Raw genomic sequence first — 24,607 nt, forward strand, 5'->3', positions numbered from 1 at the left:
AGCCAAGCCCTTTTTCAGCAGCCTGTTAGAGGCCCGACTTATAGAAATGGCACTGATTGCCAACCGTGTGACGTTGGACAACGGCACAAGCCCGGCGGGGCAACGGCGCCGTCTGCCCGAAGCAGATCAAGCAAACATGGAGCAGTTTTTAGCAAATCTAAAAATTATCCTGCCCGTGATCGGTTTAGATTTACTCAAGCCCCAGCCACGCGCTGTTGCATATGTCGACACGCCACCAGAACAGCGAACAGCGTTCGAGACGAAATTCGAAATCCGGCACAAATCCGGCGTCTCTGCTGAAGCTGTAGAAGAAGATGGTGAGTTCGTTGTATTGGAAGGCTCTCAAGCCCTTCGCAACACCGGCTATGTTCAGCAAAGTTACGCAAGCCTAAAAGACAATCTCGTCAATTTAGGCATTTTAGTTATGCAGGCTGATGGGATGTATAGCTTTGTAAAGCCGTACAGTTTTAAGAGCCCATCTGCAGCAGCTGCTGTGGTACTTGATCGCAACAGCAACGGACGATCGGAATGGAAGGTTAAAGGCGAACGTCGCACTTACCATGAGTGGCAGCAGGCGCTTACGCCTACCGCCACTTCGGCAATCACGTCAAATTAACCAACGATTTCTTCCGGCTTAAAGAAGTACGCGATTTCGATCTCGGCGTTTTCGTCGCTGTCGGAACCATGCACGGTGTTGGCTTCGATGCTCTCGGCCAGTTCCTTGCGGATGGTGCCGGGTTCGGCATTGGCGGGGTTGGTCGCGCCCATGATGTCGCGGTTACGCTGCATTGCGTTCTCCCCTTCGAGCACCTGTACGACGACAGGGCCGGAGATCATGAAATCGACCAGTTCGCCAAAGAACGAACGCTCGCGGTGGACGGCGTAAAAGCCCTCGGCCTGTTCGCGGGTCATATGGATGCGCTTGGAAGCAACGACGCGAAGGCCTGCTTCTTCCAGCATTTTGGTGACCGCACCGGTCAGGTTGCGGCGGGTTGCATCGGGCTTGATGATCGAGAAAGTACGGGTCGCGGCCATGGCCGTTCGGCTCCATTTATGTGCGTGAAGGGGAATGGCCGCGCCTTAGTCGGGCCAAGTTGCCGATGCAAGCGCGCTTAGGCGGCTTGTTTCCAGCCATTGTCGGTCTGTTTCCAATAGCGCCGATCAATGCCATCGCGGTCGGCCAATGCTTTCCATGCGGCGCGCGCCGGCAGGATCGCGTCTTCGTCGAAAAAGTGAAAGGCGCGCTCGAACGTCAGCGCTTCGTCGCGCCAGACCCCGTCGATCAGCGCGATCATGCGCGCGGCATTTTTTGGCGCCGTTTCGGATGCGATCAATACCGGCTGCACCGAATCATCGCCTGATCCGGCGCAGGCATGCGGCAGGAAGCTGTCGGCGGCAAAGGTCCACAACAGGCGATCAATCGCCCCGCGCTGCTCTTCGCTGGCCGATACGATCAACAGCCGTTCACCGCTGGCCAGCACCTTTTGCGCGATCTGCGGCAGCGCGCGCGCAAGCGGCGTAAGCGTCAGATGATAGAAATCGACCTGCACTCTTGCGCCCCTTCGCTGCCCAGCCGCCGATCGACTTCAGCCTTCGAAATTATCGCGCACCAACCGGTCGAGCACGCGCACGCCGAACCCGGTCGCGCCCTTGTCATAGGTGCTGCCCGGCTTGTCGGCCCACACCATGCCCGCAATATCGAGATGTGCCCAGCGCACGCCCGGATCGACGAAGCGCTGAATGAACTGCGCGGCAGTGATCGATCCCGCGCCGCGCGGCCCGATATTCTTCATGTCGGCGATCGGCGAATCGATCAGCTTGTCATAGGCCGGCGACATCGGGAAACGCCACAGCGCATCGCCCGACGCACGGCTGGCCGCCAGGATCTGATCGGCCAGCGAATCGTCATTGGCGAACAGGCCGCCATGCTCGCTGCCCAGGCTGATGATCATTGCCCCGGTCAGCGTCGCCAGATCGACGATCGTCTTGGGGCGATGAGTCTGCTGCACCCAGGTGATGACATCGGCCAGCACCAGCCGGCCTTCGGCATCGGTATTGAGGATTTCGATCGTCTGGCCCGACATCGATGTCACCACGTCACCCGGCCGCTGTGCATTGCCATCGGGCATGTTCTCGACCAGCCCGACCACGCCGATGACATTTGCCTTGGCCTTACGCACGGCCAGCGCCTTCATCGCGCCCACCACCGCGCCGGCACCGCCCATGTCCCACTTCATGTCTTCCATGCCCGGCCCAGGCTTGAGCGAGATGCCGCCGGTGTCGAAGGTCACGCCCTTGCCGACCAGGGCGATGTCGGGGTCACCAGCGCTGTCGGTGCCGTTCCAGTGCATCGCCAGGATGCGCGCTTCGCGCACCGAACCCTGGCTTACGCCCAGCAGCGCCCCCATGCCATGCTCGGTCATTGCCGCTTCATCCAGGATCGTCAGCGTGACGCCGAGTTCCTCGAGATGGCGGCAGCGATCGACGAAGCTTTCGGGGTACAGAATGTTGGGTGGCTCGGAGACCAGCGTGCGCGTTAGCTCCAGGCCTTCGTTCAGCGCCTTGGCCTTGGTCCAGGCGGCATCGGTGCCGCCTGGCGCACCGACGATGGTGATGCCGGTCAGCGTCGGCTTTTGCCGCTCGGGCTGCTTGGTGCGATACACGTCGAAACGCCATGCACGCGCCGCCGCCGCCCCGGCAAAACGCGCAATGGCAGCGGGGCTTGGGTTGGTCCCGGCAAAGTCGACGATGATCGTCCCAATTCCGGCGGTCAGGAACCGTCCGGCAAGCGCGCCGCCAGCTTTTTCATGATCGATCTCATCGCCCGAACCAACCCCCAACAGGACCACCCGGCCAGTTCCCTGCTCTTGCGGGACGAATATTTCCGCAATCGTTCCTGCGTCACCGTCGAAGCGAGCGGCGATTGCGGCACCCTCGATCAGCGTCCGGGTCGATGCGTCGAAGCGGTCGAGCACCGGCTTGCCGTCGCGCTCGACGATCAGGGCGATCGTATTGGAGTTCTGGGGGGTCTCGGCGGCAAAATCGATCTGCATGCGGAAATGCTCTCTCCATCGGGCGCAAACTGCGCTTGATTGCCCTCATCTAGGGATTGCGGGGGCCGCTGGCAAAAGGCGCTGATTGCGGAAGCCCACACTCGGTGCGATAGGGCGGCGCTGGTCGCTGGTATTTTGCGGCGTAAGGGGACTCAAACCATCGTGAAGCGCCTGGCCTTGTTGCGTACCGCCGCGCTGCCACTCTCGCTTGGCCTGGCGGTCGCGGCGCAGGCGCAGGATTTGCAGGATCGTCCGGTTTCGCCGCCTGTCCCCGAACAGGCCGGCATCGACGCGCGCGGCGGCGACGAGATCGATTTCAGCGCCGATCTGCTCGAATATAATACTGACGGCGACGTCGTCGACGCCAGCGGCGATGTCCGTCTGGCGCGTCAGGGCGAACGGTTGCGCGCCGACAAGGTGACCTGGAACCGCACTACCGGCGAGGTCGTGGCCGAAGGCAACATCGCGATCACCAATCCGCAGGGTGATATTGCCTATGGCGACCGGATCGAACTTAGCGACAGCCTGCGCGACGGCGTCGTCCGGAACATGCTGGTCGTGCTCGAACAGGGCGGACGCCTTGCCGCCGAGCGCGGGGTGCGCGAGGAGGGCGGAATCATCCGGGTCACTCGCGCCGCCTATACCCCCTGCCCGGTCACCGACACCAGCGACTGCCCCAAGGAACCCACTTGGAAAATCAACGCGCGCGAAGTCACTTATGACCCGGCGCGCAGCAGGGTTCGGTACAAGGATGCACGCATCACCCTGTTGGGCATGACGTTGCCGCTGCCCAGCTTCTCACACACCATCGGCGGCAAAAGCGCGGACGGTGTGCTGGCCCCCGAAATCCGTTATGGCCGGGTCAACGGTCTCGAATTTGCGCTGCCCTATCATTTCGATCTGGGGGTAAATCGTGACCTGACGATCACGCCGCGCGTCTTCACCGGGTCATTGCCTATGATCCAGGCAGATTATCGCGAACTGAACAGCCTGGGGGCGTTCCGCGTCAACACCTACGGCACGTATAGTAGGCGCAGCGACGATCTGATCGTCACCGATGTGGCAGCAACCAGCGAAAAAGCCTTTCGCGGCTACATCGACGCCTCGGGCCGCGCGCAGTTTACCCCCGAATGGAGCGCTTATGCCTCGATCCGGGTCGCCAGCGATCGCACTTTCCTGCGACGCTACGATATTTCGCGTGAAGATCGACTGCGCAGCAATATCGGCGTGATGCGGATCACCGAAGACAGTTATTTCGCCATTAATGGTTGGGCGGTCCAGTCGTTGCGGCTCGACGGCACCGGTACCGCGCAACCGCTGGCCTTGCCCGAGATCGACTACCGCAAGCGATTCGACGACGGCATCCTTGGCGGCAAGTTCACGCTGCAATTGAACAGTCTGGCGATCAGCCGAAAGTCGGGACAGGACACCCAGCGCGCCTTTGCATCGGCGCTGTGGGAATTGCGCCGGGTCACCACACTGGGGCAGGAAGTGACGTTCAGCGCGCTTGGTCGCGGCGACGTTTACAACACGCAGGACACGTTGCTGACCAGCGTCATCTCCTATCGCGGCGACGAAGGGTTTTCCGCCCGCGCGATCGGTGCTGCCGCGGTCGACGTCAAATGGCCGTTCATCGGTGAGGCGATGGGCGGAACCCAGCGCTTCACGCCGCGCGTGCAGGTGGTAATCGCACCGCATATCGAAAACCTGTCGATTCCGAATGAAGACGCCCGCGCGGTCGATCTGGAGGATTCCAACCTGTTCGCGCTCAACCGCTTTCCCGGCTATGATCGATTCGAGGATTCGAGCCGCTTCACCTATGGCGTCGATTATGCCCTCGACCTGCCCGGCATCGCAATCAGTGCCAATATCGGCCAGAGTTACCGCCTCATCGAGCGACCTGCGCTTTTCCCTAACGGTACAGGTCTCGATGATCGTTGGTCTGATTTCGTTGGTCGGACCGAAGTGCGCTTCCGTCAATTTGTCAGTCTCACCCACCGCTACCGGATCGACAAAGACGGGTTTGCACTGCGCCGCAACGAAATCGACGCGACGATCGGTTCGCGGCAGACCTATGCGCAGTTCGGCTATCTTCGGTTAAACCGCAACATCGGTGCCGAGCTGGAAGATTTGCGGGATCGCGAAGAGGCGCGCGTCGCCGGGCGGATCGCGCTTTCTGGGCGATGGTCCGCTTATGGCTCCGCAACCGTCGACCTTACCGATCGCAGTGAGGACCCGCTGTCGTTGTCCGACGGCTTTGACCCCGTGCGCCACCGGATCGGCGTGGAATATGAGGACGAATGCCTGCGGATCGGCATTGCCTGGCGGCGTGACTATGCCGACATCGGGGATGCCAGGCGCGGCAACAGCTTTTTGCTGACGCTGGCATTGACGAACCTGGGGCGCTAAGGCGAGGTTCAGGCGAGCAACACCATGACACTGCATGTCAAAGGGCATTTGCCCAGGCGCGTGATGAGGTAACCGGATTTGGGTACGAAGATGAAGCGCTTCAGCGCACTTGCAGCCGCCACGATGCTGGCGGGTATTGCGGCGGCACAGACGGTCAGCGACCCGCAGGCTGGTTCCGGGCAGGAAGCGCCGGCAAGCAACCTAAATTTGCCACGCGATCTGCAGGTGTTCGGCAAGGCCGACCCGAATATCCGCAAGGCGACCGCGATCGTCAACGAAGCGGTTATCACCGGCACCGATGTCGATCAGCGTCTGGCGATGATCACCGGCCTTCGTGGTGTCCAGGTCAGCGCGGAAGAACGCGACCAGCTTCGGTTGCAGGTGTTGCGCGCGATCATCGACGAAACGCTGCAAATTCAGGAAGCGGCGAATAACGACATCAAGGTTGCCAAAGCCGAAATCGATCAGAGCTTTGCCCGGGTGTCGCGTAATTTCGAGCGTACGCCCGAACAGATGACGGCGTTTCTCACGCAAATCGGCTCGTCCGATCGTTCGCTTCGTCGCCAGATCGAAGGCGAACTCGCCTGGACCCGCTTGCTTCGCCGCCAGGTCGAGCCGTTTATCAGCGTCGGCGAAGAAGAAGTGAACGCGATCATTGCACGGCTGGAAGCAGCCAAGGGTACAGAGGAAACACACCTCAAGGAAATTTATCTCAGCGCCACGCCCGATCGTGCGGCAGAAGTGATGGAAAACGGGCGCAAGATGATCGAGGCGATGCGCGGCGGCACGCCTTTTGAATATTTTGCCCGTAATTTTTCGGAAGCGACGACCAAGGCGGTCGAGGGCGATCTCGGATGGATCAGCCCGGCAGTGTTACCCGAACCGCTGGCACAGGCAGCCAGGACCATGCAAGTGGGCCAGATCGCCGGCCCGATCGAAATTCCCGGTGGCTATTCGATCCTGTACATGGTCGACAAGCGGCAGGTGCTGATGGCCGACCCGCGCGATGCGCGGCTAAGCCTGCGGCAGGTCGCAGTGAAGTTTCCGACCGCATTGACACCGACGCAGGTGCAGGCAAGGGCCGACGAATTCGCCGAACTGACGCAAAGCATCCAGGGTTGCGGCAACGTCAATGCCGTCGCGCAGAAAATCGGTGCCGAAGTGGTCGACAATGACTCAATCCGTATCCGCGAGCTGCCGGCACAGTTGCAGGAAATGATGATGAATCTTCAGGTCGGTCAGGCAACTCCGCCCTTCGGCTCGCCTTCCGAAGGGGTGCGCGTTTTGGTGCTGTGCGGCCGCGATGATCCTGCAGCGGCGAATGCGCCCAACCCCGAACAGATTCAGGCCGGCCTGGAGCAAGAGCGTGTGAACCTTCGCGCCCAGCGCATGCTGCGCGATCTTCGCCGCGACGCCATCGTCGACTATCGGTGAGCCACGCCGCGGCCAACCGGCGATGATCCGCCCGCTTGTCGTCCCGTTGGGAGATCCCGCCGGCATCGGGCCAGAGATCGTGGCCAAGGCTTGGGCCGCCCGCAAACAATATGGGCTGGCCCCATTTTTTGCGGTCGGCGATCCGCGCGCAATCACCCAAGTGTGGGACGGTCCTGTCGCGCGGATCGGCGATCCCGATGAGGTTGCCGGTGTATTTGATACCGCGCTGCCGGTGATGGCGGTGCATGACGCCGGCATGGTGACTCCGGGTGAGCCGGATGGCGAAGGTGCCCGCAGCGCGCTTGAGTCGCTCGAAATGGCGGTAGGTCTGGCACGGTCGGGCGCAGCCGGCGCGCTGGTGACCGCGCCGGTGTCGAAGACCCAGCTCTATCGCATCGGCTTCCAGCATCCGGGGCAGACCGAGTTCGTTGCCGAACGCTGCGGCGTTTCGCCCGAAAATGCGGTGATGATGCTCGCCGGTCCGACGCTGCGGGTGGTGCCGGTAACGACGCATGTCGCGCTGTCGGCGGTGCGCGGATTGCTTTCGATCGAATTGATCGTCGCCAAGGCGCGGGTGACGGCGCGCGGGCTTACGCGCAATTTCGGGATCGAATGCCCCCGCCTCGCCTTTGCCGGGCTGAACCCGCATGCCGGTGAGGACGGTGCGCTCGGGACCGACGAGATCGAAGTGATCATGCCCGCGATCGAGCAATTGCGCGCCGAGGGTATCGATGCGGTCGGGCCGATGGCCGCCGACACGATGTTCCATGCCCGCGCGAGGGCGAATTATGATGCGGCGATCTGCTGTTACCATGACCAGGCGCTGATCCCGCTCAAGACGCTGCATTTCGATGAAGGTGTGAACATCACGCTGGGGCTGCCGATCGTTCGCACCTCTCCCGACCACGGCACTGCTTTCGGGATTGCCGGAAAGAATTGTGCCGAGCCGGGCGCGATGATCGCGGCGATCCGGATGGCGGCGAGTGCGGCCGAGCGGCGACTGAATATGCTGCCGTCATGAGCGTCGCGTTGCCGCCGCTGCGCGAGGTGATCCGGGCGCATGGGCTGACCGCCAGCAAGGCGCTGGGGCAGAATTTCCTGTTCGACCAGCAATTGCTCGATCGCATCGCACGGGTGCCGGGCAATCTGGCGGGTGCCGAAGTGCTCGAGGTCGGGCCAGGCCCCGGCGGACTTACCCGGTCGCTGCTGGCGGCAGGAGCGCGGGTGACTGCGATCGAGCGCGACCGGCGGTGTATTCCGGCGCTTGCCGAACTGGGCGAGGCGTATCCGGGGCAGCTCAAGCTGATCGAGGGCGATGCGCTGGCGATCGACCATGCCGGGCTGTTCGAGGGCAAGCCGCATGTGGTAGCGAATTTGCCGTATAATGTCGGCACCGCGTTGTTCGTCGGCTGGCTTTCCGCCGGCTGGACGCCGTGGTGGGAGAGCCTGACGCTGATGTTCCAGCGCGAGGTGGCCGACCGGATCATCGCCAATGCCAATGACGACGCCTATGGCCGGCTGGCAGTGCTGGCGCAGTGGCGGAGCGCCGCGCGGATCGCGATGCCGGTGCACCGATCGGCCTTTACCCCGCCGCCCAAGGTAATGTCGGCAGTGGTGCATGTCGTGCCGGGCGACCAGCCCGAAGGCATCCGGCTGCGGACGCTGGAAACGCTGACCGCGGCAGCGTTCGGCCAGCGGCGCAAGATGCTGCGCGCTAGCCTGAAAGGGATGCCGGGCGCGCTGACGGCGGTCGAGACGCTGGGGATCGACCCCACGCGGCGGGCCGAAACGGTCAGTGTGACCGAGTTCTGCGCGATCGCCCGCGTGATCGATTCCCGACCTAGTTAATTCTTCCCCGCCACCGGCGCGGGCACCGTCGTCGTCGCCGCAGCGGTTGCGGTCACCGGCGGTCCCTTGGCGATCACCGCCGCCAGCTCGGTCGCGTCGCCACATTCGGATTTGCACAGCGTCTTGATCTTGGCGAGGTTTTCCTTGGCCTTGGCCAGAGCACCCTTTTGCACCATCGCCTCACCCTGACCGCGCAGCGCCGCGACGTCGTTCGGCTCCAGCGACAGCGTTTCGCGGTACAGGCGGATCGCCTTGCCCGGCAGATTCTGTGCCCGCGCGACTTCGGCCATGACGATAAAGGCTTCGCGATTGCGCGGATCGACCACCAGAGCGGTTTCGAGCAAGTCGTTCGCCCCGTTCAGATTGCCCGCCGTCCGCGCCGCCCTTGCCCGCTCGACCAGGGCGACCGATCGCGGATCGATCTGGTCGTCGGGGCGCTGGCCGTGCAGCGAGGTCGAGATGCTGACGGCGGCAAGCGACAACGCGATGGTGACGGTGGTAAACCGCATGATCTTCTCCGAAACAGACACAGCTACATGGCTATCATGTGGCGCGAAGCATCGCGACAAAAAAGCCATCGGTCGAATGCGCCGCCGGCGTCAGCCGAATCCCCGCCCCGTGGCGCGCGCCGGCGGGCAGGTCGATCGCCGCCGACTGCCAGCCGGGATGGCGGTCGAGGAAGGCGGCGGCCTGATCGGCCCCCTCGGCATCGAGCAGCGAGCAGACGACATACACCACCGCGCCGCCGGACCGAACCAGCGTCGCCGCCAGATCGAGCAGGCGGCTTTGCGTCGCCTCAAGCTTGGTCAGCCGATCGGCGGTGAGCCGCCAGCGCGCTTCGGGATTGCGCCGCCAGGTGCCGGTGCCCGAACAGGGCGCGTCGATCAGCACCACATCGGCGCGGCCAATCTCGTCGCCGAGCATTTCGGCCTCATGCCCCGGATTGAGCAGCAGCGTGCGCGCGATCGTCACCCCGGCGCGTTCGGCGCGCGGCGACAGGCGTTGCAACCGCCCGCGATCGGTATCGGTGGCGAGCAGGTCGCCCTGGTTGGCCATCGCGGCAGCGAGCGCGAGCGTCTTGCCCCCTGCCCCGGCGCACAGATCGATCACGCGCATGCCAGGCTGCACGCCGCAGGCGAGCGTCACCAACTGGCTGCCGGCATCCTGCACCTCGATCAGCCCGGCTTCATAGGCGGGATGCTTGTCGACCGAGGTATCGGGCGGCAGCCGCAGCGCATCGGGGGCGAAGGCGAGCGGTTCGGCCCCTTCGATTATGATCTCCTCGCGAGTGGCGAGCAGCCGGTTGACGCGAATGTCGAGCGGCGCGCGTTCGAGCAGCGCATCCTGTTCGGCATCGTCCAGCCCTGACGCTGCCAGCGCGGTGACCAGCCAGGCGGGGGCGATGCCGGGGGTAGCGGGCTTTTCATTGGGGTTGATCGCGGGCGGGCCATAGGTCGAGCCATCGAAAGCGGCGGCGACGCCGGGCAGGCGCTGCGCCAGTGCGAGCATCGCGGCGCGCCCGTCGCGCGGCAATTCGCCGCACAGTCGAATCGCGTCATAGACCAGGTTGCGAACCGCGCGCCGATCCTTCGACCCGGCATAGCGCCGCGCAGCGAATCCGCGCGCGATGATGGTATCCGCGGCCGCGCCGCCTTCGCGCGCCGCGGCGATGATGAGGTCGAGCAGGTCGATCGCGGCCTGAACGCGGGCTGGCGGGGTCATGCGCGAAGGCCCGGAAGGGTCGGAAGGCTACAAAAGCTACAGTACGTACCCCCCGGATTCGCCCCTTCCGGGTGATGGCGGGGGGTGCGGATGGCGGCGCGATGGCTGTCGCTGGCGTCGAAAAGCGACGTCGGGTGCGATGAGTTCGACGGCGTGGCGGAATACTGGGCGTAAAGCGAATACATGGGGGCTGACCTAGCCGAATGGCGACGTGTAGGACAGCACCAACCATCGGGGCGGCCAGCCGCGTCCGACAGCAGCGGCCCTATTGGAACATAGCGTGAATCGGGCTACTCCAGCGATGATCGGAAATCCGAATCGGTCGGCGGAGCAATCGTTCAACGCGGCGCAATCGAAGCAGGACGACACCAATGACCGAACCGCGCACCTTCTACGAATTCTTCGCGGGCGGCGGCATGGCTCGGGCGGGATTGGGAAGCGATTGGCAGTGCGTGTTCGCCAATGATTTCAGCGAGATGAAGGCCAAGGTCTATACCGACAATTGGGGTGCCGGGCATTTTCACCCCGGTGACATCGCAGCGGTTTCCACCGAAAACCTGCCTGGCCGCGCCGATCTGGCCTGGGCATCATTTCCCTGTCAGGATTTGTCGCTGGCGGGCGGGATGCGCGGACTGGGCGACGCTTCGGCAACGGCGGCGACGCGATCGGGCACTTTTTGGCCATTCTGGTCCTTGATGACCAAGCTTCAGGACGACAAGCGCGGTCCGCGCGTAATCGTGCTCGAAAATGTGGTGGGCGCGATAACGTCGAAGCAAGGGCGCGACTTCGAGGCGATTTGCCGGGTGCTGGCCGACGCGAAATATCGGTTCGGGGCAATGGTGGTCGATGCGAAATGGTTTTTACCGCAAAGCCGGCCCAGATTATTCTTCGTCGCCATTGCCCAGGACCAGTTCGTGCCGGGCCATGTGATCCATGCGGAGCATGATCCGCTTTGGCATCCGGCGTCGCTCAGGGCTGCGGTCGGGCAATTGCCCAAGGCTTCGCGCAAGCAATGGCTTTGGTGGAAATTGCCCCAGCCATCGGCTCGCAAGCTCGGGCTGGCAGACCTGATCGAGGACGAGCCGACGGGCTGTGCCTGGCATTCGCCGCAGCAAACCAAGCAATTGCTGGCGATGATGGCTCCGCTGCACCAGCAAAAGCTAGAAGCAGCGCGCGCGACCGGGGCGAAGCGGGTCGGCGGCGTCTATAAGCGGACCCGGCTCGACCATGCCGGGGTGAAACGGCAACGCGCCGAAGTGCGGTTCGACGATATTGCGGGGTGCCTGCGAACGCCGGCGGGCGGATCGAGCCGGCAGTTGATCATCGTCGTCGAAGGGAGGACCACCCGATCACGATTGCTGTCGCCGCGCGAGGCGGCGCGGTTGATGGGGCTGAGCGATCAATATCGGCTGCCCGATCGCTATAACGACGCCTATCATGTCGCGGGTGACGGCGTCTGCGTGCCGGTCGTTCGGCATCTGGAACGGCATCTACTGTCGGAAATCCTGGCTGCGAACGAGCGCGGCGCATTGGCAAGCGCGGCATAGCCCCAAAAGATGATCGATCTTTCGTTTCGGCGGGCGGCGGTGAAGACCCTGACCAATCAGATCGGCTGCTATGTGCTGTGCGATCTCGACGATGTTCCGCTATATGTTGGCCAGTCGCGCGACGGCATCCGCGCTCGCGTGAACCGTCATCTGACATCGGCGCGATCGGACATCATCGCCAATCGGCAGATCGATGTGTGGGAAATCGCCTATGTCTGGACCTATCCGGTCGAGCAGGTGGCCGATATTGGCGGCCTGGAAGATCGGCTGTTCCATGCCTTTCACGCGCGATCGGCATTGATGAACGGCAAGGTGCCGCCCAAACCCGCGATTGCCGAGCCATTGCCCGATCCGTTTCAGCGGGTGCAGGTGATGGCGGATGCCGAAATTCGCGAAAAGCTGGACCCGGCCCTGAGGCTGCCGCGCCAGGCCGAGCATTATTCGCAGATTGTCGGGCATTTCCTGGCGGTGAAGAACTCGCGCGAAATCGCAGGCGCGATCGAGGCGCATTTCCAGCGGCTGCAACGCTATCACCGCGAGCTGCTGAAACTGGGTCAGGCAATCGAGGGTGATAGCGAAGAGGCCGAAGGCTAAGCCGGCGGGTGCCCGGCCCGCTGCTTAGCGAGTCGGGTAGTTGGGTGCCTCGCGGGTGATCGTCACGTCGTGAACATGGCTTTCGCGAAGGCCAGCGCCGGTGATGCGGACGAAGCGCGCCTTTTCGCGCAGCTCCTCAAGCGTGGCTGCGCCGGTATAGCCCATCGCCGCCTTCACCCCGCCGACAAGCTGGTGGATCACGTCGCGCGCCGGGCCTTTATAGGGCACCTGACCCTCGATCCCCTCGGGGACCAGCTTCATCTGATCCTTGATGTCCTGCTGGAAATAGCGGTCGGCCGAGCCGCGCGCCATCGCGCCGACGCTGCCCATGCCGCGATAGGATTTATAGGCGCGGCCCTGATAGAGGAAGGTTTCGCCGGGGGCTTCCTCGGTGCCCGCAAGCAGCGAGCCGACCATCACGGTCGATGCGCCAGCTGCCAGCGCCTTGGCGATGTCGCCCGAGGTGCGGATGCCGCCATCGGCGATGACGGGGACGCCCGACTTGGCCGCCTCGCGCGCGCTTTCCATCACGGCGGTGAGCTGCGGCACGCCGACGCCGGCGACGACGCGGGTGGTGCAGATCGATCCGGGGCCGATGCCGACCTTGATCCCGTCTGCGCCCGCGTCGATCAGCGCGCGGGTGGCTTCGGCGGTGGCGACATTGCCCGCGACGACCTGGACCGAGTTCGACAGCTTCTTGACGCGCTCGACCGCGCGGGCGACGTCGCGGTTGTGGCCGTGCGCGGTGTCGATGACGATCAGGTCGACCTCGGCATCGACCAGTTGTTCGGTGCGGTCGAAGCCCTTGTCACCGACGGTGGTGGCGGCGGCGACGCACAGGCGGCCGGTGCGGTCCTTGGTCGCATTGGGGTAGAGCACCGCCTTTTCGATGTCCTTGACGGTGATCAGGCCGACGCAGCGATAGGAATCATCGACCACCAGCAGCTTTTCGATCCGGCGCTGATGCAGCAGACGGCGCGCTTCCTCCTGCGACACCGCGGTCGAAACGGTGGCGAGGTTTTCGCGGGTCATCAGCTCGGCGACCGGTTGCGCGGGGTTTTCGGCGAAGCGGACATCGCGGTTGGTGAGGATGCCGACCAGCTTGCCCGAGGATTCGACCACCGGGATGCCGCTGATCTTGTGGCGCTGCATCAGCGCGCGCGCTTCGGCGAGCGGCGCTTGCGGGTGGATGGTGATCGGGTTGACGACCATGCCGCTTTCGAAGCGTTTGACCTGGCGGACGGCGGCGACCTGCTCCTCGACCGACAAATTGCGGTGGAGCACGCCGATGCCGCCCAATTGCGCCATCACGATCGCCATGTCCGATTCGGTGACGGTATCCATCGCCGATGACAGGATCGGGATGTTGAGGCTCAATTCACGCGAAACGCGGGTGCGGGCATCGGCCTGGCTCGGCACCACGTCTGACGCCCCCGGATACAGCAGGACATCGTCGAAGGTGAGGCCGAGGGGAATGTCCATGTGGTGCCGAATCCTGCGCGAAGGGGAAGGTTGGCGGCCCATGTAACCAAGGGGGCGCGCTGACGCTAGGGGGCGTGTGGGTGCGGGGCCGGTTGTGCTGGTTTGGTGCGGTGATCCTGCTAGCATCGGACGACAGGCAAGCGAGGATGTCGGGCATGGACGTGATTGCAGGGTTGCTGGGCGTGATCGTCGCGCTGGTGCTGGCGTATCTGTTCGCGAGCATCAAGATCGTGCGGCAGGGCTATAACTATACGATCGAGCATTTCGGGCGCTTCACCACCGTCGCGCGGCCGGGGTTCAACCTGTATCCCGCCTTTTTCTATCGTGTCGGCCGCAAGGTGAACATGATGGAGCAGGTGATCGACATTCCGGGACAGGAAATCATCACCCGCGACAATGCGATGATCTCGACCGACGGGGTGGTGTTCTTCCAGGTGCTCGACGCGCCCAAGGCGGCGTATGAAGTGTCGGACCTGTATATGGCGCTGATGCAACTGACGACGACGAACCTGCGCACCGTGATGGGATCGATGGACCTCGACGAGACGCTGTCGAAGCGCGACGAGATCAACGCGCGGCTGCTGAGCGTGGTCGACCAGGCGACGACGCCCTGGGGCGTGAAGATCACCCGCGTCGAGATCAAGGACATCCGCCCGCCCGCCGACATCGTCAACGCGATGGGCCGCCAGATGAAGGCCGAACGCGAGAAGCGCGCCAACATCCTGGAGGCCGAAGGCACGCGCGCGAGCGAGATCCTGCGCGCCGAGGGGCAGAAACAGGCACGCATCCTGGAGGCCGAGGGGCGCAAAGAATCGGCGTTCCGCGACGCCGAAGCGCGCGAACGCGCCGCCGAGGCCGAAGCCAAGGCGACCGAACTGGTCTCGATCGCGATCGAGCAGGGCAGCCCGCAATCGCTCAACTATTTCATCGCGCAGAAATATGTCGAGGCGATCGGCAAGTTCGCGACCAGCCCCAATGCCAAGACGATCCTGTTCCCGGTCGAGGCGACGCAATTGATGGGAACGCTGGGCGGAATCGGCGAGCTGGCCAAGGAAATCGTCGGCGGTGCGTCATCGCCCCCTGCCCCGCCGCCGCGCCCGCGGATCGAGGCGGCGGAGGACTGAGGCCGCATGGACTGGGACAATCCGGGGCTGTGGTGGATCGCCGCCGGCGCGGTGCTGGCAGCCGTCGAGCTGCTGGTGCCCGGCGTGTTCCTGGTCTTCGTCGCGATGGCGGCGGCGATCACAGGCGCGTTCCTGTTGCTGTTTCCCGATTTGCCGCTTGCCGGCCAATTGGCGAGCCTTGCCGTGTGGAGTGCGGTGACGATCGCGATCGGGCGGCGCTGGTATGTCGATTATTCCCCCGACAGCGCCGATCCGCTGCTCAACGATGTCGGCGCGCGGATGCTGGGCGCGACGGTGATCGTCGTTTCGTCGAACGCCGACGGCAGCGGGCGCGTGCGCGTTGCCGATGGCGAATGGCCCTCGCGCGGGCCGGTGCTGCCGGTGGGCGCGGCGGCGCGCGTCGTCGGCGTCCAGAATACCACGCTTATCATTGAACCGATTTCCCCGGAGTGACCGCATGAATCTCGACCGCCGCCAATTATTGCTCGCCACCGGCGCGACTGCCGCGCTCACCGCGATGCCGCTGTGCGCGGCGCAAGCCACTGCCGATGTGCGCGCACAGGCGCTGATGGACGGGATCGCCGAGGAATATCTGCTGCGCTCGCCCGAAAGCGCGACCGCGCTCGGCATCGACACCGGCGCGCGCGCTGGGCTTAAGGCACGCGCATCGGATCGATCGAGCGCTGGACGGTTGCACCAGGCGGCATGGACCAAGAGCGCGCTCGATCGGCTACGCGCGCTCGATACCGCCGCGCTGTCGCCGGCGATCCGCACCGATGTCGAGGTCGCGACCACCGCCTATGCCACCGCGATCGACGGCTTTGCCTTTCCCTATGGCGCAGTCGCGGTCGGCGGGTGGCGCAACGGGCCTTATGTCGTCGCGCAGAATATGGGCGCGTATCTCGACGTGCCGAAATTCCTCGACGCCACGCACAAGGTCGAAACCAAGGCCGATACCGACGCTTATCTGTCGCGGCTGGCGGCGTTCGCCGACAATCTGGATGGCGAGACCGAGCGGCTGCGCGATGCGCGCGGACGGGGGGTGATCGCGTCGGATGTGCTGATGGACAAGACGCTGGCGTCGATCAAGATGACGCGCGCCGGGCCGGCGAAGGACTGGCTGGTTGTCGAATCACTGGCACGGCGGACCAAGGCGATCCCCGGTGACTGGGCCGCGCGCGCCGAGAAGATCGCGACCGCCGACGTCGCGCCTGCGCTCGATCGCCAGATCACCGAACTGGAGCTGCATCGCAAGGCAACCAACGCCGATGCCGGGGTGTCGAAATTCAAGGACGGCCCCGATTATTACGCCTGGACGCTGCGCGCGGCGACCACGACGCGGATGACCCCCGACGAAATCCACGCCATGGGCCAGGACGAATTGCAGCGGCTGCAAGGCGAGATGGACGGCATCCTCAAGACGCTTGGCTATACCAAGGGCAGCGTCGGAGAGCGGATGACGGGCCTGGGCAAAGACCCGCGCTTTCAGTTCGCCGCCGGTGATGCCGGGCGCGCCGAGATCATGGCGATGATCCAGGCGACGATCGCCGATGTCCGCACCCGCCTGCCCCGTGCGTTCGGCGCGCCGGTAAAAGGGATCGTCGAGGTGAAGCGGATCGCGATCGCCGAGCAGGAAGGCGCGCCGCTCGCCTATGGCGGCGCGGGGACGATCGACGGATCGGTGCCGGGGCGTTTCTGGATCAACCTGAAAGACCCCGCGCTCCACACTAAATACAGCCTGCCGACGCTGACCTTTCACGAATCGATCCCCGGCCATGTCTGGCAGGGTGAGTATGCGCAGAAGCTGCCGCTGCTACGCTCGCTGATGGGGTTCAGCGCGATGGGCGAAGGCTGGGCGCTCTATGCCGAGCAATTGGGCAACGAACTGGGGGTGTATGACAATGATCCGGTCGGGCGGCTGGGCTATCTGCAATCGATCGCGTTTCGCGCGTGCCGGCTGGTGGTCGATACCGGGCTGCACACCAAGCGCTGGACCCGCGACTATGCGATCGACTGGTTCGCGCGGACCAACGGGTCGTCGGTGGGCGAAGTGACCAGTGAGGTCGACCGCTATTGCGCGTGGCCGGGCCAGGCATGCGGCTACAAGATCGGGCATAGCGAGATCAACCGGCTGCGGACCAAAGCGCAGGCCGATCTGGGTGCGCGCTATGACTTCAAGGCTTTCAACGATGCGGTGGTCGGCGGCGGCGGGGTGCCGCTGACGGTGCTGGCGGGCAATATCGATCGCTGGACGGCGGCGCGGCGGGGGTGATTGGACAAGTGACACTCGGGTCAGGCCGCTCCCCTACCCTTCCGGGCGGGACGCCATTGGCTCGACCACTGCTCGCGTCCTCGGCAAAGCCTCGGGCATCTCTTCGCGGATGAACGCCAGCAGTGCTTCGCGAATGTCGCAGCGCAGGTCGAAGGTGGTGCTGGCATCCCTTGCCGTCGCCAGGATGCGGACTTCGATCGCATCGGGCTTGGTATCGGTGACCTGCACCCCCTGGGCGCGGCCATCCCAGCGCGGATTCGCGCGGATGACCTCCTCGGCCTTTGCCCGCAGGCGCGGGATGTCGGTGGTGGGGTCGAGCCACAGGAATACCGAGCCGAGCAGTTTCGACGTGCTGCGCGTCCAGTTCTGGAAGGATTCCTCGAGGAATTTGGATACCGGCACCACCAGCCGCCGCTCGTCCCAGATCGCGATGACGACATAGGTGAGGCGGATTTCCTCCACCCTGCCCCATTCGCCATCGACAATGACGACGTCGTCGATTCGGATCGGCTCGGTAAACGCCATCTGGATGCCGGCGATCAGGTTCTTGAGCGCGGGCTGCGCGGCGGCACCGACCGCAAGGCCGACAATACCCGCCGATGCCATCAGCGTGACGCCGACATTGCGGATGCTGGGGATACTCAGCAGCATCAGGCAGATGGTGATAAAGCCGATGAGGAAGATCACGATCCGCCCCAGGATCACGCTGCGGGTGCGGCGGCGGCGCGCGGCCAGATTGTCGGCGACGCTCATGTCGGAGGTCAGTTCGATCGAGCGGCTGATCGCGCGGACCATCGCAATCGCCAGCCAACCCAGGATGCCGGGCACGATCAGCCCGGCAAGCTGAGTCCACAACATGTCGCTGAGCGGCATCAGGTGGAGGAACCGCCGGACGAATGCCAGCGCGATCGCCACCGCCAGCCAGCGCGCCGGGCGACGCGCCTCCTCGACGAACACATCGTCCGACGATGATGGGGTGCGCGCGGCAAAGCCGCGAAGCAACCGAAAGCCGACCGCGTGAACGATCAGCGCGATCAACACCGCCAGCGCGGTAATGGCCAGATTGATGAGCGGGGCGGGAATGTCCCAGGCGGCAATGTCGAACGAAGGCATGAGCGGAGGAACGGTAGGTACGCCACCGAGTTCCCTTTGCAGCCGTCACCGCCGGCACGCTGCCGGGGTGACAGCGGCACGGATCAGGCCGCTATACCATCGGTACAACGCACGCGGACGCCCTTGGTCTCGATCAGCGCCTTTTCGCCAGGTGCGACTTCGACGCGGCCATCGCCTTTGTTGGTCGAAATCGTCAGGATCATCGGGCGATCGATCGCGCAGCGGAAATTGCCCTTCACGATCTGGCAGGCGTTCTGTAGTGCCGCTTGATCCTCGATCGGAGTCGTCTCGGTCGGCTCGACTTGGAACGCGATCGATCCGGTGCCGCCGATAAGCGCGCCCTTCAAACCGTTAACGAGGCGGCCCTGATATAGTTTCGGATCGCTGGTTGGGCTGAGGCCGATCTGCGGCGCAAGGCGCGCGCACAGGCTTTCCTGAACCGAGTTGGCGCTAGCACCGCTGCCTGCCAACATCGCCATCACGCCGATTGCAATTTTCCGCATCACCCTGCCCCCAAAGCCTGCCGCTGCCGATCGAGCGGCAAACCTTGAGGGTAGAGGCGGTATATTACATTTTGATTGCCACCACTTACTCGGCCGCTTCGGCCACCGCGCGCGGCCCGCTGGCGCGCACGCCTTCGTCGACATGCGATTCGAACGGCGCGAAGTTTTCGATGAACAGGTCCACCAGCCTGGCGGCGGTTTCGTCATAGCCTGCCTTGTCGGCCCAGGTGTCGCGCGGGTTGAGGATCGCGCTGTCGACGCCGGGCACCGATACCGGCACTTCGAAGCCGAAATTGGGATCGGTGCGGAAATCGCCATCGTTCAAGCTGCCGTCGAGCGCGGCGTTGAGCAATGCGCGGGTCGCCTTGATCGGCATGCGGCTGCCGACGCCATATTTGCCGCCGGTCCAGCCGGTGTTGACCAGCCAGCAATCGACCTGCCCGCGCGCGATCCGCTGTTTGAGCAAATTACCATAGACCGAGGGGTGACGCGGCATGAAGGGCGCACCGAAGCAGGTCGAGAACGTCGCCTCGGGCTCGGTTACGCCCATTTCGGTGCCTGCGACCTTGGCGGTGTAGCCCGACAGGAAGTGATACATCGCCTGGTCGGGGGTGAGCCTGGCGATCGGCGGCAGCACGCCAAAGGCATCGGCGGTGAGCATCACGATGTTGCGCGGGACCGGCCCCATATTATCGGCGCTGGCATTGGGGATGAAATCGATCGGATAGGCGGCGCGACTGTTTTCGGCGAGCGTCGCGTCGTCGAGGTCGAGGATGCGCGTTGCCGGGTCCATCACGACGTTTTCGAGCACGGTGCCGAACCGCTGGGTGGTGGCATAGATTTCGGGCTCGGCCTGCGGCGACAGGCGGATCGTCTTGGCGTAGCAGCCGCCTTCGAAATTGAAGACATGGGTGTCGGACCAGCCATGCTCGTCATCGCCGATCAGCGTGCGGCTGGCATCGGCGCTCAAGGTCGTCTTGCCGGTGCCTGACAGGCCGAAGAACACCGCGGTATCGCCCTTTGGCCCGATATTGGCCGAGCAATGCATCGGCATCACCCCCTTTTCAGGCAGCAGATAGTTGAGCAGCCCGAACACCGATTTCTTCATCTCGCCGGCATAGCGGGTGCCGCCGATCAAGATCAGCCGGTCGGTGATGTTGACCGCGATCACCGTTTCGCTGCGGCAGCCATGCCGCGCTGGATCGGCGCGGAAATCGGGCAGGTCGATGATCGTATAGTCGGGGATGAAATCGGCGAGATCATCGGCTTGCGGGCGGACCAGCATCGTGCGGATGAACTGGCTGTGCCACGCCAGCGTGTTGATGACGCGCACCTTCACGCGATGTTCGGGCTGCGACCCGCCGAACAGATCCTGGACGAAGAGCGTATCCTGGCGCCCGAGCTGTTCGAGGAAATCGGCCTTGAGCCGGGCAAAGGCATCGGGCTCCATCGGCTTGTTCGCCCCGCCCCACCAAATGGTATCGGCGGTAGCGCTATCGCGGACGGTGAACTTGTCCTTGGCCGATCGCCCTGTATGGCGACCGGTTTCGACGACCAGTGGTCCGTTGGCGGCAAGATGTCCTTCGCCGCGGATCAGCGCTTGTTCGATCAGGGCGGCACTGCCCAGGTTCCAATGCTGCAGCGCAACTGTGGCAAATCCTTGCGCGGCCAGATCATGACGCGCCGCTGGATGATTTATCATATTTAACTTCTCCCGCGACCTGGATCGTCGCACCTGTTTTATTGTTGCCCGGCGCTTATTGATTGAGCCTGATTTCGTCAAATGCTGGGATTGCGCGGGTGATTGAGCCGCGTCCCGGTTTGGGCTAGGCGATGGATATGGTCCGCAGCAGCGCGTGGAGACACGCATGAACACCGCATCGATCGCGCTCGTCGACGACGATCGCAACATCCTCGCATCGGTATCGATCGCCTTGCAGGCCGAAGGGTTTCTGACCCGCGTCTATTCGGACGGTGAGGCTGCGCTGAAGGCATTGGTCGACAATCCCCCCGACCTGGCGGTGCTCGACATCAAGATGCCGCAGATGGACGGACTGGAACTGTTGCGCCGGCTGCGCGAGAAATCGGCGGTGCCGGTGATCTTCCTGACCAGCAAGGACGATGAGCTCGACGAAGCCCTCGGCCTGGCGATGGGGGCCGATGACTATATCTCGAAACCGTTCAGCCAGCGGCTGTTGATCGCGCGGATCCGGGCGATCCTGCGCCGCACCGAAGTGGCGGTGCCCGGCGAACATGGCGAGGCGGCCGCGCCGCCGCAGCCGGTGATCGAGCGCGGGCGGCTGGCGATGGACCCAGCGCGCCACCGCGTCACCTGGGGCGGCGAGAATGTGACGCTGACCGTCACCGAATTCCTGATCCTCGAGACGCTGGCGCAGCGCCCCGGCATCGTGAAGACGCGCAACCAGCTGATGGATGCCGCCTATCACGACGACATCTATGTCGACGACCGGACGATCGACAGCCATATCAAACGCATCCGCCGCAAGTTCCGCCAGGTCGACCCCGAATTCGACGCGATCGAAACTCTATATGGTGCGGGCTATCGCTTTTCCGACGACTGACGAGCGTGAGCTTTCGCTGCGCTGGACGAGCCGGGTCTCGCTCACGCCGCGAATCCTGTTCGTCAATATCTTTGCGCTCGCGCTGCTGGCCGGGGGGTTTTTCTACCTCGATTCCTATCGCCTTCGGCTGATCGACAGCCGGATGGAACAGGCCAGTCGCGAGGCACGGCTGATCGCGCAGGCGCTGATGGCAACCCGCCAGTCGGACGAAGAGGCGCTGGTGACGCGGCTTGCGCGCCAGACCGGCACGCGGATTCGCACCTATGGTGTCGATGGCGTGCAGCGCAGCGACAGCCGCGCGCTGGGCGTCCGCAACTTTTTGTTGCGCGATCCCGACAAGGATCGCTGGCAGACCGAAGCCGCGCGGCTGCTCGACGCGGGCATCGACACGGTGGTCGGGGCCGCCCGTGCGCCACTGTACCGCGAGCGTCCCAGCAATCGTGGCTATGACTGGCCCGACGTCCGCGCCGCCTTTACCACCCACGCCGCCCCCTCGACATTGTGGCGCGCGCCCGATCGCACCCCGGTGATCACCGCCGCCGCCCCGCTGGGCGCGCGCGGCACGCTGCTGACGACGGTGAATGCGCGCGACATCACCAGCGTGGTGCGGGTCGAGCGATTTCGGCTGGGCGTGGTGTTGGCCATCGTCGCGCTGGTTTCGGTGCTGTTGTCGCTGTTCCTTGCGCGGACGATCGTCCGCCCGCTGCGGCTGCTGGCGCGCGCGGCGGTGCGGGTGCGGCTGGGGCGCGCGCGCGAAGTGGTGGTCCCGCGCCTGCCCTCGCGCCGCGACGAGATCGGCATGCTGGCGCGCGCGCTGTCGGACATGAGCCTGGCGCTGCGCGCGCGGATCGACGCGACCGAGGCATTCGCCGCCGATCTGGCGCATGAGCTGAAAAACCCCCTCGCCTCGCTACGATCGGCAGTCGAAGGGCTGGGCAATGTCCGCGACCCCGAATTGCAGGGTCGGTTGCTGGCGATCGTGCGCGACGATGTGCTTCGGCTCGACCGGCTGATTTCGGACATTTCGGAGGCGTCGCGGCTGGACGCGCAATTGAGCCGGGCCAAGTTCGAGCCGGTCGATTTGGGCGCGATGCTCGAGGCGATGGTGGCTGGGCGACTGGCGCGCGGGGTAGAGCGCGGCGTGCAGCTTCGCTTCGATCGCCCTTCACGCGCGGCGATCCAGGTGCTGGGCGAAGGCGTGCGGCTCGAGCGGGTGTTCGAAAATCTGATCGAAAACGCGATTTCCTTTTCGCCCGACGGTGCAATCGTCACCGTCACGGCTACGATCAGCTACAATGCTATTGTGGTGTGCGTCGAAGATGAAGGGCCGGGTGTCCCGCCTGATGCCAGCGAAGCGGTGTTCCGCCGCTTTCATTCGGTGCGCCCCGAAGGTGAAGGTTTCGGTCGCCACTCGGGCCTCGGCCTTGCCATCGCCCGCACGATTGTCGAAGGACATTCGGGCACGATCCATGTCGAATCGCGCGCGGATCAGGCGAACGGCGCACGGTTCGTGGTACGATTGACGGGGTCACCCACCCCATGAGCGCGGAGCATGCGGTGACCCAATTATCGTCCGACACCCTGCATGCTTCCTGTGTCGCGATCGATGGCCATGCGGTGCTGATCGAAGGGCCATCGGGATCGGGCAAGTCCGACCTGACGCTGCGGCTGATCGATCGCGGTGCGGTCCTGGTGAGCGATGACTATACGCTGCTGCTGCGCCGCGACGGGGTGTTGCATGCCAGCCCCCCGCAGACGATTCGCGGCCAGATCGAAGTGCGCGGGATCGGCATCGTCGAGCTGCCCTTCACCCAGGAAGCGCCGGTCGCGGCGGTGATCATGATCGACCCCCGTCCCGATCGCATGCCCGAGCCGGGAAGCAGCCGACGGATCGTCGGCATCGATGTGCCGCAATTCGCGCTCCCCGCGCTCGAGGCTTCGGCCCCGCTGAAGGTGGAAATCGCGCTGCATCAATTGCTCGAATCGCGCGCATGAAACCGCCGCTTCGCCCGCGCCGATTGCTGCTGGTGACCGGCATGTCGGGGGCCGGCAAATCGACGGTGCTTCGCACGCTTGAAGATCTGGGCTGGGAAGTCGTCGACAATCTGCCGCTGCTGCTGCTCGATCGGCTGCTGGCCACCGAATTGCCCGCGCACAGCGAGCAGGATGATCGCCCGCTCGCGCTGGGCATCGGCGCGCAGACTCGGGGTTTCGATGCCGAGCGGATCGTGCGGCGGATCAAGCTGCTGCGCGACACGCATGGCCATAATATCGGCACGCTGTTCCTGGATTGCAGCGGCACCGAATTGGAGCGGCGCTATTCGGAAACCCGCCGCCGCCATCCGCTGGCGCAGGACCGCCCGGCAAGCGACGGCATCGCCCGCGAGCGCGAATTGCTCGCCCCCGTGCGGCGCTGGGCGAACCGGCTGATCGACACGACCGACCTTGCCAGCAACACGCTGGCGCAGGAAATCCGCAACGCTTTTTCCGAAGACAATCTGGGCGAGCCGACGCTGTCGATCCAGTCGTTCGGCTTTGCGCGCGGGTTGCCGCGCAACGCCGACCTGGTGTTCGACATGCGCTTCCTGCGCAATCCGCACTGGGTGCCTGCGCTTCGCCCCGGCACCGGGCGCGATACCGACGTCGCCGAATATGTGAAGGCCGATCCCGCCTATCCCGAAGCGTTCGCGTCGATCGAGGGGCTGCTGAAGCTGCTGCTGCCGCGCTATCGTGCCGAGGGGAAATCCTATGTTACCGTGGCGTTCGGTTGTACCGGAGGGAGACACCGCTCGGTGCATGTCGCTGAACGCATGGCGTCACAGTTGCGCGAAGCCGGATTTTCGCCCACGGTGACGCATCGTGATTTAGGAACGGCACCGCAAGACTCGCTCGAGGGCGCTCCGGTCACGCCATGAAGGCTATGG

The 24,607-nt window shown here is 64.4% G+C and carries 23 protein-coding genes; 14 read left to right on the top strand and 9 right to left on the bottom strand.

Annotated features, from left to right (window positions below; all coding sequences use genetic code 11):
- Positions 1 to 616 (top strand): DUF4357 domain-containing protein (locus QU44_RS17665; protein WP_156140875.1); only part of this gene is annotated, 616 nt, incomplete at its 5' end.
- Here QU44_RS17665 and ndk read toward each other — a convergent pair.
- The 3 genes from ndk to QU44_RS02095 all read right to left on the bottom strand — a co-directional run bounded on the left by ndk (position 613) and on the right by QU44_RS02095 (position 3,053).
- Positions 613 to 1,035 (bottom strand): nucleoside-diphosphate kinase, encoded by a 423-nt coding sequence (ndk, locus tag QU44_RS02085; protein ID WP_033919802.1) that lies wholly within the window; start codon positions 1,033 to 1,035, stop codon positions 613 to 615. The two genes, QU44_RS17665 and ndk, sit on opposite strands and share 4 nt — an antisense overlap.
- 77 nt (positions 1,036 to 1,112) lie before the next feature.
- Positions 1,113 to 1,550 carry a DNA polymerase III subunit chi gene (locus QU44_RS02090; RefSeq protein WP_033919803.1) on the bottom strand — a complete coding sequence of 146 codons (438 nt, stop codon included), beginning with the start codon at positions 1,548 to 1,550 and terminating at the stop codon, positions 1,113 to 1,115.
- Between the two features lie 36 nt (positions 1,551 to 1,586).
- Positions 1,587 to 3,053 carry a leucyl aminopeptidase gene (locus tag QU44_RS02095; RefSeq protein ID WP_033919804.1) on the bottom strand — a complete coding sequence of 489 codons (1,467 nt, stop codon included), beginning with the start codon at positions 3,051 to 3,053 and terminating at the stop codon, positions 1,587 to 1,589.
- Positions 3,054 to 3,215: 162 nt separating this feature from the next.
- Between QU44_RS02095 and QU44_RS02100 the strand changes: the two genes are divergently transcribed.
- The 4 genes from QU44_RS02100 to rsmA all read left to right on the top strand — a co-directional run bounded on the left by QU44_RS02100 (position 3,216) and on the right by rsmA (position 8,744).
- Positions 3,216 to 5,462, top strand: a complete 2,247-nt coding sequence (locus tag QU44_RS02100; protein ID WP_033919805.1) for an LPS-assembly protein LptD — start codon at positions 3,216 to 3,218, stop codon at positions 5,460 to 5,462.
- Between the two features lie 90 nt (positions 5,463 to 5,552).
- Positions 5,553 to 6,896, top strand: a complete 1,344-nt coding sequence (locus QU44_RS02105; protein ID WP_052134252.1) for a peptidylprolyl isomerase — start codon at positions 5,553 to 5,555, stop codon at positions 6,894 to 6,896.
- 22 nt (positions 6,897 to 6,918) lie between these two features.
- Entirely contained in the window at positions 6,919 to 7,917 is a 999-nt protein-coding gene (gene pdxA / locus QU44_RS02110) for a 4-hydroxythreonine-4-phosphate dehydrogenase PdxA (protein ID WP_081987816.1), read from the top strand.
- Complete coding sequence (rsmA, locus tag QU44_RS02115) at positions 7,914 to 8,744, top strand: 16S rRNA (adenine(1518)-N(6)/adenine(1519)-N(6))-dimethyltransferase RsmA (RefSeq protein WP_033919807.1); 831 nt, start codon at positions 7,914 to 7,916, stop codon at positions 8,742 to 8,744. Before pdxA ends, rsmA begins: the two co-directional genes overlap by 4 nt.
- Here the strand turns inward: rsmA and QU44_RS02120 are convergent.
- Together QU44_RS02120 and QU44_RS02125 are read right to left on the bottom strand one after the other, a co-directional pair.
- On the bottom strand, positions 8,741 to 9,253 hold the full coding sequence (locus QU44_RS02120) for a tetratricopeptide repeat protein (RefSeq protein ID WP_033919808.1): 513 nt from the start codon (positions 9,251 to 9,253) through the stop codon (positions 8,741 to 8,743). The two genes, rsmA and QU44_RS02120, sit on opposite strands and share 4 nt — an antisense overlap.
- A gap of 34 nt (positions 9,254 to 9,287) precedes the next feature.
- Complete coding sequence (locus tag QU44_RS02125; RefSeq protein WP_033919810.1) at positions 9,288 to 10,466, bottom strand: RsmB/NOP family class I SAM-dependent RNA methyltransferase; 1,179 nt, start codon at positions 10,464 to 10,466, stop codon at positions 9,288 to 9,290.
- Between the two features lie 371 nt (positions 10,467 to 10,837).
- Between QU44_RS02125 and QU44_RS02130 the strand changes: the two genes are divergently transcribed.
- Together QU44_RS02130 and QU44_RS02135 are read left to right on the top strand one after the other, a co-directional pair.
- Complete coding sequence (locus tag QU44_RS02130; RefSeq protein WP_033919812.1) at positions 10,838 to 12,013, top strand: DNA cytosine methyltransferase; 1,176 nt, start codon at positions 10,838 to 10,840, stop codon at positions 12,011 to 12,013.
- Between the two features lie 9 nt (positions 12,014 to 12,022).
- The gene (locus tag QU44_RS02135; protein ID WP_033919813.1) at positions 12,023 to 12,607 is read left to right on the top strand and encodes a GIY-YIG nuclease family protein; all 585 of its coding nucleotides are present in this window, start codon (positions 12,023 to 12,025) and stop codon (positions 12,605 to 12,607) included.
- Between the two features lie 24 nt (positions 12,608 to 12,631).
- On the opposite strand, the gene guaB is transcribed toward QU44_RS02135, so the two are convergent.
- A complete protein-coding gene (gene guaB / locus QU44_RS02140; RefSeq protein ID WP_033919814.1) occupies positions 12,632 to 14,089 on the bottom strand; it encodes an IMP dehydrogenase in 1,458 nt (485 codons plus the stop codon).
- 155 nt (positions 14,090 to 14,244) lie between these two features.
- Between guaB and QU44_RS02145 the strand changes: the two genes are divergently transcribed.
- Genes QU44_RS02145 through QU44_RS02155 form a run of 3 tightly spaced genes read left to right on the top strand, consistent with a single transcriptional unit; the run spans position 14,245 to position 17,485 of the window.
- A complete protein-coding gene (locus QU44_RS02145; RefSeq protein ID WP_052134253.1) occupies positions 14,245 to 15,213 on the top strand; it encodes an SPFH domain-containing protein in 969 nt (322 codons plus the stop codon).
- A gap of 6 nt (positions 15,214 to 15,219) precedes the next feature.
- Entirely contained in the window at positions 15,220 to 15,666 is a 447-nt protein-coding gene (locus tag QU44_RS02150; RefSeq protein ID WP_033919816.1) for an NfeD family protein, read from the top strand.
- A gap of 4 nt (positions 15,667 to 15,670) precedes the next feature.
- Positions 15,671 to 17,485 (top strand): DUF885 domain-containing protein, encoded by a 1,815-nt coding sequence (locus tag QU44_RS02155; protein ID WP_033919817.1) that lies wholly within the window; start codon positions 15,671 to 15,673, stop codon positions 17,483 to 17,485.
- A 33-nt stretch (positions 17,486 to 17,518) separates the two neighbouring features.
- Here the strand turns inward: QU44_RS02155 and QU44_RS02160 are convergent, their stop codons facing one another.
- From QU44_RS02160 to QU44_RS02170, 3 genes are all read right to left on the bottom strand, one after another.
- Entirely contained in the window at positions 17,519 to 18,598 is a 1,080-nt protein-coding gene (locus QU44_RS02160) for a mechanosensitive ion channel family protein (RefSeq protein WP_052134254.1), read from the bottom strand.
- Between the two features lie 83 nt (positions 18,599 to 18,681).
- Complete coding sequence (locus QU44_RS02165) at positions 18,682 to 19,101, bottom strand: hypothetical protein (RefSeq protein WP_033919819.1); 420 nt, start codon at positions 19,099 to 19,101, stop codon at positions 18,682 to 18,684.
- Between the two features lie 85 nt (positions 19,102 to 19,186).
- Positions 19,187 to 20,803, bottom strand: a complete 1,617-nt coding sequence (locus QU44_RS02170) for a phosphoenolpyruvate carboxykinase (protein ID WP_033919820.1) — start codon at positions 20,801 to 20,803, stop codon at positions 19,187 to 19,189.
- A gap of 166 nt (positions 20,804 to 20,969) precedes the next feature.
- Here QU44_RS02170 and QU44_RS02175 point away from each other — a divergent pair, with 166 nt between their 5' ends.
- From QU44_RS02175 to rapZ, 4 genes are read left to right on the top strand one after another with little or no spacing between them, the layout of a single operon-like run.
- Positions 20,970 to 21,683 carry a response regulator transcription factor gene (locus QU44_RS02175; protein WP_033919821.1) on the top strand — a complete coding sequence of 238 codons (714 nt, stop codon included), beginning with the start codon at positions 20,970 to 20,972 and terminating at the stop codon, positions 21,681 to 21,683.
- Positions 21,652 to 23,226 carry an ATP-binding protein gene (locus QU44_RS02180; RefSeq protein ID WP_033919822.1) on the top strand — a complete coding sequence of 525 codons (1,575 nt, stop codon included), beginning with the start codon at positions 21,652 to 21,654 and terminating at the stop codon, positions 23,224 to 23,226. The genes QU44_RS02175 and QU44_RS02180 overlap by 32 nt, the downstream gene beginning before the upstream one ends.
- A complete protein-coding gene (locus QU44_RS02185) occupies positions 23,223 to 23,678 on the top strand; it encodes an HPr kinase/phosphorylase (RefSeq protein ID WP_033919824.1) in 456 nt (151 codons plus the stop codon). Before QU44_RS02180 ends, QU44_RS02185 begins: the two co-directional genes overlap by 4 nt.
- Positions 23,675 to 24,598: an RNase adapter RapZ gene (rapZ, locus tag QU44_RS02190; RefSeq protein ID WP_033919825.1), complete on the top strand. Its 924-nt coding sequence runs from the start codon at positions 23,675 to 23,677 to the stop codon at positions 24,596 to 24,598. Before QU44_RS02185 ends, rapZ begins: the two co-directional genes overlap by 4 nt.
- The last annotated feature ends 9 nt before the right edge of the window (positions 24,599 to 24,607 follow it).

It is taken from the genome of Sphingomonas sp. 37zxx (assembly GCF_000786205.1).
Classification (GTDB): domain Bacteria; phylum Pseudomonadota; class Alphaproteobacteria; order Sphingomonadales; family Sphingomonadaceae; genus Sphingomonas.

What these genes read in the sequence shown, in the direction of transcription:
- QU44_RS02135 (WP_033919813.1), top strand. Translation starts at nt 12,023, where the DNA reads ATGATCGATCTTTCGTTTCGGCGGGCGGCGGTGAAGACCCTGACCAAT.
- guaB (WP_033919814.1), bottom strand. Translation starts at nt 14,089, where the DNA reads ATGGACATTCCCCTCGGCCTCACCTTCGACGATGTCCTGCTGTATCCG.
- QU44_RS02170 (WP_033919820.1), bottom strand. Translation starts at nt 20,803, where the DNA reads ATGATAAATCATCCAGCGGCGCGTCATGATCTGGCCGCGCAAGGATTT.
- QU44_RS02160 (WP_052134254.1), bottom strand. Translation starts at nt 18,598, where the DNA reads ATGCCTTCGTTCGACATTGCCGCCTGGGACATTCCCGCCCCGCTCATC.
- QU44_RS02155 (WP_033919817.1), top strand. Translation starts at nt 15,671, where the DNA reads ATGAATCTCGACCGCCGCCAATTATTGCTCGCCACCGGCGCGACTGCC.
- pdxA (WP_081987816.1), top strand. Translation starts at nt 6,919, where the DNA reads ATGATCCGCCCGCTTGTCGTCCCGTTGGGAGATCCCGCCGGCATCGGG.
- QU44_RS02120 (WP_033919808.1), bottom strand. Translation starts at nt 9,253, where the DNA reads ATGCGGTTTACCACCGTCACCATCGCGTTGTCGCTTGCCGCCGTCAGC.
- QU44_RS02145 (WP_052134253.1), top strand. Translation starts at nt 14,245, where the DNA reads ATGGACGTGATTGCAGGGTTGCTGGGCGTGATCGTCGCGCTGGTGCTG.
- QU44_RS02105 (WP_052134252.1), top strand. Translation starts at nt 5,553, where the DNA reads ATGAAGCGCTTCAGCGCACTTGCAGCCGCCACGATGCTGGCGGGTATT.
- QU44_RS02185 (WP_033919824.1), top strand. Translation starts at nt 23,223, where the DNA reads ATGAGCGCGGAGCATGCGGTGACCCAATTATCGTCCGACACCCTGCAT.
- ndk (WP_033919802.1), bottom strand. Translation starts at nt 1,035, where the DNA reads ATGGCCGCGACCCGTACTTTCTCGATCATCAAGCCCGATGCAACCCGC.
- rapZ (WP_033919825.1), top strand. Translation starts at nt 23,675, where the DNA reads ATGAAACCGCCGCTTCGCCCGCGCCGATTGCTGCTGGTGACCGGCATG.
- QU44_RS02095 (WP_033919804.1), bottom strand. Translation starts at nt 3,053, where the DNA reads ATGCAGATCGATTTTGCCGCCGAGACCCCCCAGAACTCCAATACGATC.
- QU44_RS02125 (WP_033919810.1), bottom strand. Translation starts at nt 10,466, where the DNA reads ATGACCCCGCCAGCCCGCGTTCAGGCCGCGATCGACCTGCTCGACCTC.
- QU44_RS02130 (WP_033919812.1), top strand. Translation starts at nt 10,838, where the DNA reads ATGACCGAACCGCGCACCTTCTACGAATTCTTCGCGGGCGGCGGCATG.
- QU44_RS02180 (WP_033919822.1), top strand. Translation starts at nt 21,652, where the DNA reads ATGGTGCGGGCTATCGCTTTTCCGACGACTGACGAGCGTGAGCTTTCG.
- QU44_RS02150 (WP_033919816.1), top strand. Translation starts at nt 15,220, where the DNA reads ATGGACTGGGACAATCCGGGGCTGTGGTGGATCGCCGCCGGCGCGGTG.
- rsmA (WP_033919807.1), top strand. Translation starts at nt 7,914, where the DNA reads ATGAGCGTCGCGTTGCCGCCGCTGCGCGAGGTGATCCGGGCGCATGGG.
- QU44_RS02165 (WP_033919819.1), bottom strand. Translation starts at nt 19,101, where the DNA reads ATGCGGAAAATTGCAATCGGCGTGATGGCGATGTTGGCAGGCAGCGGT.
- QU44_RS02175 (WP_033919821.1), top strand. Translation starts at nt 20,970, where the DNA reads ATGAACACCGCATCGATCGCGCTCGTCGACGACGATCGCAACATCCTC.